This is a genomic window from Bacillus sp. S4, from assembly GCF_040838205.1.
GTDB classification, from domain to species: Bacteria; Bacillota; Bacilli; order Bacillales; family Bacillaceae_G; genus Bacillus_A; species Bacillus_A cereus_U.
The window spans coordinates 1-7,873 of record NZ_JBFPJI010000150.1 but is presented as its reverse complement, the minus strand read 5'-3'; the positions used below and the strand labels follow the sequence as shown (position 1 = coordinate 7,873).

The window sequence follows — 7,873 nt, the reverse complement described above, 5'->3', positions numbered from 1 at the left end:
GGATAAAAAAGGTAAAGTGGAACTGATGTACATAAAGGGTTTTTGTTCGCAAATAGTGAGATGAATATGCAAGAAATAGCGAACGGTTATTTTAACTAAAGTTCTCTATAGGTTAAGTAACGAATTAGTGAAGAATTGTATGGTTTGGTAGCGGTTACTGACTTGAGATGGATTTACTGTAATCGCTCGATAGATTGAAATAAAGGTAGTGACAACAGATGAGAGTAGTTTCAGGAAAATGTAAAGGGCACCCACTTAAAGCGGTACTTGGTAATACAACACGTCCAACGACAGATAAAGTGAAAGAATCTATTTTTAATATGATAGGTCCTTATTATGATGGTGGTATCGCTCTTGACTTATTTGGTGGTAGTGGTGGTCTTGGAATTGAGGCCATAAGTAGAGGGATTGATAAAGCGATTTTTGTTGACCGAGATAGTAAAGCGATAAAAGTCATTCATCAAAATTTAGAAAGCTGTAGAATACAAGAACAAGCTGAAGTGTATCGAAATGATGCGGAACGGGCGGTAAAGGCGCTTATAAAGCGTGAAATATCATTCGATCTTATACTAATAGACCCTCCATATAAAGGTCAAAAAATTGTGTCTTTAATTAGTGTGATCGATCAACATGGATTGTTAAATAAAGATGGCATCATTATGGCAGAGCATGGGGATGACGTGGTTTTACCTGATTCCATAGGGGAACTTGTAAAAGTACGGGCAGAAAACTACGGGATTACAGCAATTTCGATTTATAAGTATGAAGGTGAGGGGACAGAATGACAAGTATAGCTATTTCTTCAGGGAGTTTTGATCCAATTACCCTTGGACATTTGGATATTATTAAAAGGGGAGCAAAAGTATTTGATGAAGTATATGTAGTTGTTTTAAACAATTCATCAAAAAAACCATTCTTTTCGGTAGAAGAACGCCTAGAGTTAATTCGAGAGGCGACAAAGGATATACCGAATGTAAAAGTTGATTCACATAGTGGATTATTGGTGGAATATGCAAAAATGCGTAATGCAAATGCAATATTACGTGGTTTGCGAGCGGTTTCTGATTTTGAATATGAGATGCAAATTACTTCAATGAATCGAAAATTAGACGAAAATATCGAAACCTTCTTCATTATGACAAATAATCAATATTCATTTTTAAGTTCAAGTATTGTGAAAGAAGTTGCGAGATATGGGGGAAGTGTAGTAGACCTTGTTCCTCCGATTGTAGAGCGTGCTTTAAAAGAAAAGTTTCAAACCCCGTTAAAGTGAACGGGGTTTTTCTTTATGAATGCGTAAAAACAATAAGATAACATATAAATATAAACAAAATAAGGTGAAGATTGGTCCGTAGTGTATAAATGATGTCCAAATATCAGTTAGTGTGTAAGAATGATTCAATAAAAATACGGGAAGATCTTCTTGCGTAGGCGAGAAAGAATGAACCTTTTCATAAAATGGCCCCCAAAATATAAAAGTGAAAATAGGAGCGAGAATACTTTGGATAATTCGAGCTAAAAAATATGGTTTAAAGCGGATATCTGTCTCCGCTAATATGCTTGCTACTTGTGCCTGAATAGAAAGGCCGCTAAATGCTAAAATGAAGCTTGTTACCATCGCTTGTTGAAGAAGTGTTGATTCATTAATTTGACTAATCATTTGGCTTCCAAGCGTCATTTCAAAAATACCGGATAATATCGGAATACTAAATTGGGATGTAAGTTGGAAGAATGATAAAATATGTTGCATAATAAAAGAAAGCGCTTCTGTAATTTCGAAAACAGTAATCATTTTATTTAAAACAGAGAATAAAATAATAAACCCACCAATCATGAGCAATGTTTGAATAGAAGAAACGATAGCGTCACCGAGTAGTTTTCCAATCGGTCTTTTTTCTTGCATACGTGTTTGGTGGAGGATGGAAAAAGGGTTTTGAAAGGCACGCTTTTGATTCGTATGTTTGTCTTTTATGTAAGTATCGTTATTACCATAAAAGCGCATAAGTAATCCGACGATAAAGTTACTTATATAATGTGCTGCTGCTAATACGAGCCCTAATTTCGGATTATTGAAAAAACCAATAGAAACCGCTCCGAAAATAAAAAGTGGATTAGAAGAATTTGTGAAAGATACGAGTCGTTCCGCTTCGATTTGTGTTAGTTGATTGCTCTTGCGTAGTCTAGCGCTTAATTTGGCGCCAGCGGGGAATCCTGAAGCCATTCCCATTGCCCAAACAAACCCACCTACCCCTGGAACACGAAACAGTGGACGCATTAGTGGTTCTAATATAACACCGATAAATTTTACAATACCAATACTGATTAGAAGTTCCGCAATGATGAAAAACGGTAGTAGTGAAGGGAATACAACTTCCCACCATATATTTAACCCGCGAATGGAAGCTTGCAAAGCAGCTTGGGGGTGAAGTACAAGAGAAAAGGTTAAAAATAACATTGATATGGTAAGAAAAGCAGTTTTCCATTTTTCGTACATGTAAGAAAATCCCCCTTTGTCCCAAAAACGTTCATTTCAGTATACGTGGATATGTGGTGAATTTAGACCATAAGTATGAAAAAGGAATGAAAAAAATTAAAGGGTGAGAAAAATGAAGGAACCAAAAATCGGTTTAGCGCTTGGATCCGGAGGTGCAAAAGGTTTTGCTCACATAGGGGTAATAAAAGTATTAAGGGAAGCTGGTATCCCTATTCATATGATAGCAGGTAGTAGTATAGGAGCGTTAATTGGTACATTCTATGCAGCGAGTTGTGACGTTGAAAGACTGTATAAATTGGCAGCTGTTTTTAAAAGGAAATATTATTTGGATTTTACAATTCCTAAAATGGGATTTATTGCTGGAAAACGTATTAAAGATATGATTAAAATGTTTACATATAATAAAAATTTAGAAGAGTTAGATATCCCGACGGCTGTTGTGGCTACTGACATTTTGAAGGGGGAAAAAGTTGTTTTTACAAGCGGGCCGATTGCGGAGGCGGTTCGAGCTAGTATATCTGTGCCAGGGGTGTTTGTTCCAGAGAAAATAGATGGCCGCTTATTAGTGGATGGAGGGGTAATTGACCGTATTCCCGTATCGGTTGTAAAAGATTTAGGGGCTGATATTGTTATTGCTGTAGATGTATCTCCAATTAAGGTGAATGGAGAGGTTACATCGATTTATGATGTGATTATGCAAAGTATTGAAATTATGCAACATGAACTTGTGATGAATCGGCAAATAGCATCAGATTTAATGATGCGGCCAGCAGTAGAACAATTTAGTTCGCGTGCTTTTACACATATTGAAGACATCATTCGGGTCGGAGAAGTGGAAGCAGAAAAACACATTTCAAACATTTATTTACTAATTGAGCAGTGGAAGGAGAAACATAATGTTTAAGCGTTTTCGGTTTATATATGCAATTTTAATAGGGGTTATATTGGCGATGCTACTTGTTTATGTGCGTTTGCCATACTTTGTGACAAAACCAGGTATGGCCGCAAAATTAGCGCCGTACGTGCAAGTTGACGGTGGTACTAAAGAGTCTGGTGATTTTATGCTTGTCACTGTCTCAATGGGGCCTGCAAATGTTGTGAACTTAATAGCCGCGCAATTTAATAAATATACACACATTTCGAAGGCGGAAGAAATATTGCAAAAAGGTGAGAGTGATGAAGAATATCAATTTCGTCAAGATTATGCGATGAAAGATTCACAAAACGCTGCAATTTATAATGCATATAAACGTGCAAATCGCTCTGTTTCTTTTGAAAATAAAGGTGTACTAGTGGCTGGTGTAGCAAAGGGTATGCCGTCAGAAGGAAAGCTTAAGCTTGGAGATGTTATAGTAGCTGTCGATGGAAAAATATTCGACAAGACGGAACAATTTATTGAGTATATGACAGGGAAAAAAGAAGGGGATACAGTAAATATTGAATACAAGCGGGGCGGAAAACAGTTTAAAGAAAATTTAAATGTAAAGACAATCCCTAATGGGAATGGACGTGTCGGTATAGGGGTCTCTATCGTTACGGAAAGAGAGTTAGTAGTAGATCCGAAAGTGAAAATTGATTCCCATGAAATAGGGGGGCCATCAGCAGGGTTAATGTTTACACTAGAAATTTATAATCAGCTCGTTGAAGAAGATTTAACAAACGGACATGAAATAGCTGGAACAGGTACAATCAATGATAAAGGGGAAATTGGTCCAATTGGTGGTATTCAGCAAAAAGTAGTAGCTGCTAGTGATGCAGGAGCTGAAGTGTTTTTTGCGCCAAATGAAAAAGGTGTAGAGAAATCGAATTATAAAGATGCTCTTGAAGCTGCGAAAGATATTAAAACAAAGATGAAAATTGTACCGGTGGACACACTGGATGATGCATTAACGTATTTGGAAAAAATGGGTGAAATAAAGTAAACCTCTCTGAAGAAGAGAGGTTTTTCTTATAGGAATTTTTTCATTATTTCATCATAACGAATTGGATGATGCGTTGCGTCTTGTTTTAGTAGTTGTGTCCGCAAAGGTTCTTGCATTATGGAGAAATATACAGCATTTGATTTTCGTTCTATGTCTAAAGTCGGATGTTCAAAAGTTTTTGTATGAGTAAGGATTGGAAGTTCTATTTTTTTCTTATTTTTAGAAAGATAAGTTTGTCCCTTTTGTGACATTCCGAGAAGACGGATATACGGCGCATGTTGCGCTATATTTGCTTTGTGTATTTCTTCCTTCGTTGTATTTGTTAAAATATGTGTACAAGCTCTTTGTAATCTAGTCCATGTATAACGTTTTGTTTTTAATGCTTCCATGAATGAATAGAAAGATGAACTGTTTTGTATTTTTGATAAAATACGATGCTCTAAACCTTCTTCCATTTCATATATATGTTGTAAGTCCTCTGAAGACATCGTCATAAGTTTGTATTTAAAAAATGAAAAGTATTTTTCCCAGTTATGTAACGTCCCGTAGTTTTGCTTGTAGTTTTCTAAAAGAGAAGCAGTCATTTTCGGGATAAAAGGCTCAATAGTTGTAGAGGAACTGTTTTCAATAAATAGCTGTTTGCGAATACTTGTTGCACTTGCAATATGTTGATCGTGAAATGTTTCATCATGATAATGAGAGGCGAATCTTTTTATAGTTTGTGCTTGCATGGAACTATTTTGTAAGAGAATGGCTTTAATGTACTGTAAGCCTAAAATGTTATTTGGTTGTGACATATCTACGTTTTTTTCGGGTGGTAAGATGTGTAGAAAGGCTTCAGATGTAGCTTTTGCATAACTATTACCTGCATTCATAAATTGCTTCACAAGACGATTAAAAGTCTTTTCTTCATTTTTTTGTATAGCGATGGTAGTGTAGAAATTTTCAGTTTGTCCATCTTCACTACCAAAACAAATTTCAGAAACACCAAGGGCGTTTAAAATCGAAATTGCGCCATTTGCGAAAGTTTCGGCCTTTTGTGTTGCGAATGCATAAGGAAGCTCTACAACAAGGTCTACGCCGTTTGTTAAGGCCATTTTAGTACGATACCATTTGGAGATGAGTGCGGGCTCACCACGCTGCAAAAAAGGACCACTCATAACGGCGATAATAATATCAGACTGTGTTAACTTTTTTGTTTCTTGCACATGATAAGCATGACCGTTATGAAAAGGGTTATATTCAACAACAATACCACTGGATTTTATGGTAATCTCTCCTTTCGATGTAGCATCTTTTTGGAAAACGTGATAATGTATATATTATTTCCTATGATGACTTCATTATAGTGTAAAGAAAAAACATTGACAAATATAAAATGGCTAGCTATAATTTTGTTTGTTGCCTTGAGGTGATATGATATGAAATGGTCCATCCATCAATTGAATAAATTGAGAAATAAAGGATTGACATTAAATGAAATGGTAGATGTAAGTGAGCTAAAAGAGGTCGAAAAAGATATTCGTGAAATTAATCCTGTTCATGTAACAGGAAGAGTTGATTTTGGCTCCGGTAAGTTTACGTTTCATCTACATATAACTGGAAGCATGGTTTTACCATGTTCTCGCTCTTTAGTAGATGTGACATTACCATTTGACATTAAAACAACTGAGGTGTTCCAAACTTCAGAAGAAGAATTTGAAACAGAAGCTGAAATTCATTGTTTAGAAGGAGAAGTACTTGACTTACTGCCCGTAATCAAGGAAAATATACTTTTGGAGATTCCAATGCAAATTTTCAGTGATGATGTTTCTGGTGGAGCACCGATGCAAGGTCAAGACTGGCAAGTGATTTCGGAAGAAAACAAAGAAAAGACTGTTGATCCAAGATTAGCAGGACTTGCAAAGTTTTTTGACAAATAATCGGAAGACTGGTTTAGGCCTTCATATGAAAATAATTATTTCTTTTAAGGAGGTGGGAAGAATGGCTGTACCTTTTAGAAGAACTTCTAAAACAGTAAAAAGAAAGCGTCGTACGCATTTCAAATTATCAGTACCTGGTATGGTAGAGTGCCCAAGCTGTGGTGAAGCGAAATTAGCTCACCGTGTATGTAAAGCATGCGGTACTTACAAAGGTAAAGAAGTAATCAGCAAGTAATTGCGAAAAATAAACGTAGAAGATATCTTCTACGTTTATTTTTTTTGTCTTATTCTTTATTTGTTGTATTCTATCTTTTCTAGTAACTGCATATGCTTAATAAAAAATGCATAGGGAGGACTAGAGAGATGGCGACAACAAGACAAGATGCTTGGACTGATGATGAAGATTTGCTTCTGGCAGAAGTAGTACTCCGGCATATTCGTGAAGGTGGAACGCAACTTTCCGCTTTTAAAGAAGTGGGGAGGCATTTGTCTCGTACACCTGCAGCTTGTGGATTTAGGTGGAATTCTTACGTTAGAAAGCAGTATAAAGAACGTATTGAAGAAGCAAAGCAACTTCGTAAGGTAGAAAATTATGAAGTGAAAGAGACAACGGTATTAGAGCCAAAATCTATTACATTGAATGATGTTATTGAATTCTTGCGAAATTATAAAGATGAAAGCTCTTTAATGATGTTACAACAACAAATTGAATCGTTACAAACAGAGAAAGAACGTCTTCTGGAGCGATTATCAGTATATGAGGAAGAATATAGAACATTACTTGATTATATTGATCAAAAAAGAAGTGTAATGGTAGCAGAAAGAAATGGCGCTCGCTCGAATGGAGAATTAGAAAAATTAAAGAAATAAAAACAGCTGCGTAACAGCTGTTTTTTTTATTTCTTATGCAGATTCTTCGTTTGTAATCGCATTCGAATTTGTTTCTGGTTGCCAAATATAAAAATCACCATTAGTTACTGATACTGGCTGGAAACTTAATTTATCCCAAAAACCAGCTGACTGGATACGTGCTATCGTTTTAATTGGGAATTGTAGTTGTTGCGCATAATTAACAAGCATTTGTCCGAATCCTTGTTTTTGAAAAGTCGGCAACACTTCGAGTTTATAAAGTTCTAGGTAAGTACCTGTAATTTCAAATGGTTCTCCACCGTTTCTTTTCATGTATAGACTCATACGTGCGATTAGCGATCCTCCATAATAAATACCGTAAAATGGAGACTCACTATCATTTTCAATAATGTTTGCTTGTAATTCTTCCAACATGGATAGTTCTTGAGCTCCGCACCCTTTAAATTTTTTAAATGCATCTAATGTTTTATAATTGATGAGCAAGCGTTCAACTTTTGGGAATCCCATTACATCACATCCTTTTCTTATCTTGTTGAATGCAGAAAAGTTAAAATATTTATAATAATATTATAACTCATTTTTTAATTTTTATGAAGAAGATAGAATATTTCTTTCATTATTTTTTTGAGGATTTGCTAAACTAAGAATAGAACTATGTATATAGG

10 protein-coding genes are annotated in these 7,873 nt (G+C 35.6%); 7 read left to right on the top strand and 3 right to left on the bottom strand.

Annotated features, from left to right (window positions below):
* Positions 1-218: 218 nt before the first annotated feature.
* The gene (gene rsmD / locus AB3X48_RS14380; RefSeq protein WP_016106038.1) at positions 219-785 is read left to right on the top strand and encodes a 16S rRNA (guanine(966)-N(2))-methyltransferase RsmD; all 567 of its coding nucleotides are present in this window, start codon (positions 219-221) and stop codon (positions 783-785) included.
* Entirely contained in the window at positions 782-1,273 is a 492-nt protein-coding gene (gene coaD / locus AB3X48_RS14375; protein ID WP_000200601.1) for a pantetheine-phosphate adenylyltransferase, read from the top strand. Before rsmD ends, coaD begins: the two co-directional genes overlap by 4 nt.
* Here coaD and spoVV read toward each other — a convergent pair.
* The gene (spoVV, locus tag AB3X48_RS14370) at positions 1,265-2,494 is read right to left on the bottom strand and encodes a dipicolinic acid transporter SpoVV (protein WP_016106037.1); all 1,230 of its coding nucleotides are present in this window, start codon (positions 2,492-2,494) and stop codon (positions 1,265-1,267) included. The two genes, coaD and spoVV, sit on opposite strands and share 9 nt — an antisense overlap.
* A 112-nt stretch (positions 2,495-2,606) precedes the next feature.
* On the opposite strand from spoVV, the gene AB3X48_RS14365 reads away from it, so the two are divergent.
* Together AB3X48_RS14365 and AB3X48_RS14360 are read left to right on the top strand one after the other, a co-directional pair.
* Entirely contained in the window at positions 2,607-3,398 is a 792-nt protein-coding gene (locus AB3X48_RS14365) for a patatin-like phospholipase family protein (protein ID WP_016106036.1), read from the top strand.
* Complete coding sequence (locus tag AB3X48_RS14360) at positions 3,391-4,416, top strand: SepM family pheromone-processing serine protease (protein ID WP_002160693.1); 1,026 nt, start codon at positions 3,391-3,393, stop codon at positions 4,414-4,416. The genes AB3X48_RS14365 and AB3X48_RS14360 overlap by 8 nt, the downstream gene beginning before the upstream one ends.
* A 26-nt stretch (positions 4,417-4,442) precedes the next feature.
* Here the strand turns inward: AB3X48_RS14360 and AB3X48_RS14355 are convergent, their stop codons facing one another.
* Positions 4,443-5,684 carry a nucleotidyltransferase gene (locus tag AB3X48_RS14355; RefSeq protein WP_165762447.1) on the bottom strand — a complete coding sequence of 414 codons (1,242 nt, stop codon included), beginning with the start codon at positions 5,682-5,684 and terminating at the stop codon, positions 4,443-4,445.
* A 153-nt stretch (positions 5,685-5,837) separates the two neighbouring features.
* Between AB3X48_RS14355 and AB3X48_RS14350 the strand changes: the two genes are divergently transcribed.
* The 3 genes from AB3X48_RS14350 to AB3X48_RS14340 all read left to right on the top strand — a co-directional run bounded on the left by AB3X48_RS14350 (position 5,838) and on the right by AB3X48_RS14340 (position 7,208).
* Complete coding sequence (locus AB3X48_RS14350) at positions 5,838-6,338, top strand: YceD family protein (RefSeq protein ID WP_000872151.1); 501 nt, start codon at positions 5,838-5,840, stop codon at positions 6,336-6,338.
* A gap of 61 nt (positions 6,339-6,399) precedes the next feature.
* Positions 6,400-6,573, top strand: a complete 174-nt coding sequence (gene rpmF, locus AB3X48_RS14345; protein ID WP_001984764.1) for a 50S ribosomal protein L32 — start codon at positions 6,400-6,402, stop codon at positions 6,571-6,573.
* Positions 6,574-6,701: 128 nt separating this feature from the next.
* The gene (locus tag AB3X48_RS14340) at positions 6,702-7,208 is read left to right on the top strand and encodes an RsfA family transcriptional regulator (protein ID WP_002160695.1); all 507 of its coding nucleotides are present in this window, start codon (positions 6,702-6,704) and stop codon (positions 7,206-7,208) included.
* A 33-nt stretch (positions 7,209-7,241) separates the two neighbouring features.
* Here the strand turns inward: AB3X48_RS14340 and AB3X48_RS14335 are convergent, their stop codons facing one another.
* On the bottom strand, positions 7,242-7,715 hold the full coding sequence (locus AB3X48_RS14335; protein ID WP_002160696.1) for an N-acetyltransferase: 474 nt from the start codon (positions 7,713-7,715) through the stop codon (positions 7,242-7,244).
* Positions 7,716-7,873: the final 158 nt, after the last annotated feature.

Excerpts from the sequence above, each read along its gene's own strand:
- rpmF (WP_001984764.1), top strand. The coding sequence starts at position 6,400 with ATGGCTGTACCTTTTAGAAGAACTTCTAAAACAGTAAAAAGAAAGCGT.
- AB3X48_RS14340 (WP_002160695.1), top strand. The coding sequence starts at position 6,702 with ATGGCGACAACAAGACAAGATGCTTGGACTGATGATGAAGATTTGCTT.
- AB3X48_RS14365 (WP_016106036.1), top strand. The coding sequence starts at position 2,607 with ATGAAGGAACCAAAAATCGGTTTAGCGCTTGGATCCGGAGGTGCAAAA.
- coaD (WP_000200601.1), top strand. The coding sequence starts at position 782 with ATGACAAGTATAGCTATTTCTTCAGGGAGTTTTGATCCAATTACCCTT.
- rsmD (WP_016106038.1), top strand. The coding sequence starts at position 219 with ATGAGAGTAGTTTCAGGAAAATGTAAAGGGCACCCACTTAAAGCGGTA.
- AB3X48_RS14360 (WP_002160693.1), top strand. The coding sequence starts at position 3,391 with ATGTTTAAGCGTTTTCGGTTTATATATGCAATTTTAATAGGGGTTATA.
- AB3X48_RS14350 (WP_000872151.1), top strand. The coding sequence starts at position 5,838 with ATGAAATGGTCCATCCATCAATTGAATAAATTGAGAAATAAAGGATTG.
- spoVV (WP_016106037.1), bottom strand. The coding sequence starts at position 2,494 with ATGTACGAAAAATGGAAAACTGCTTTTCTTACCATATCAATGTTATTT.
- AB3X48_RS14335 (WP_002160696.1), bottom strand. The coding sequence starts at position 7,715 with ATGGGATTCCCAAAAGTTGAACGCTTGCTCATCAATTATAAAACATTA.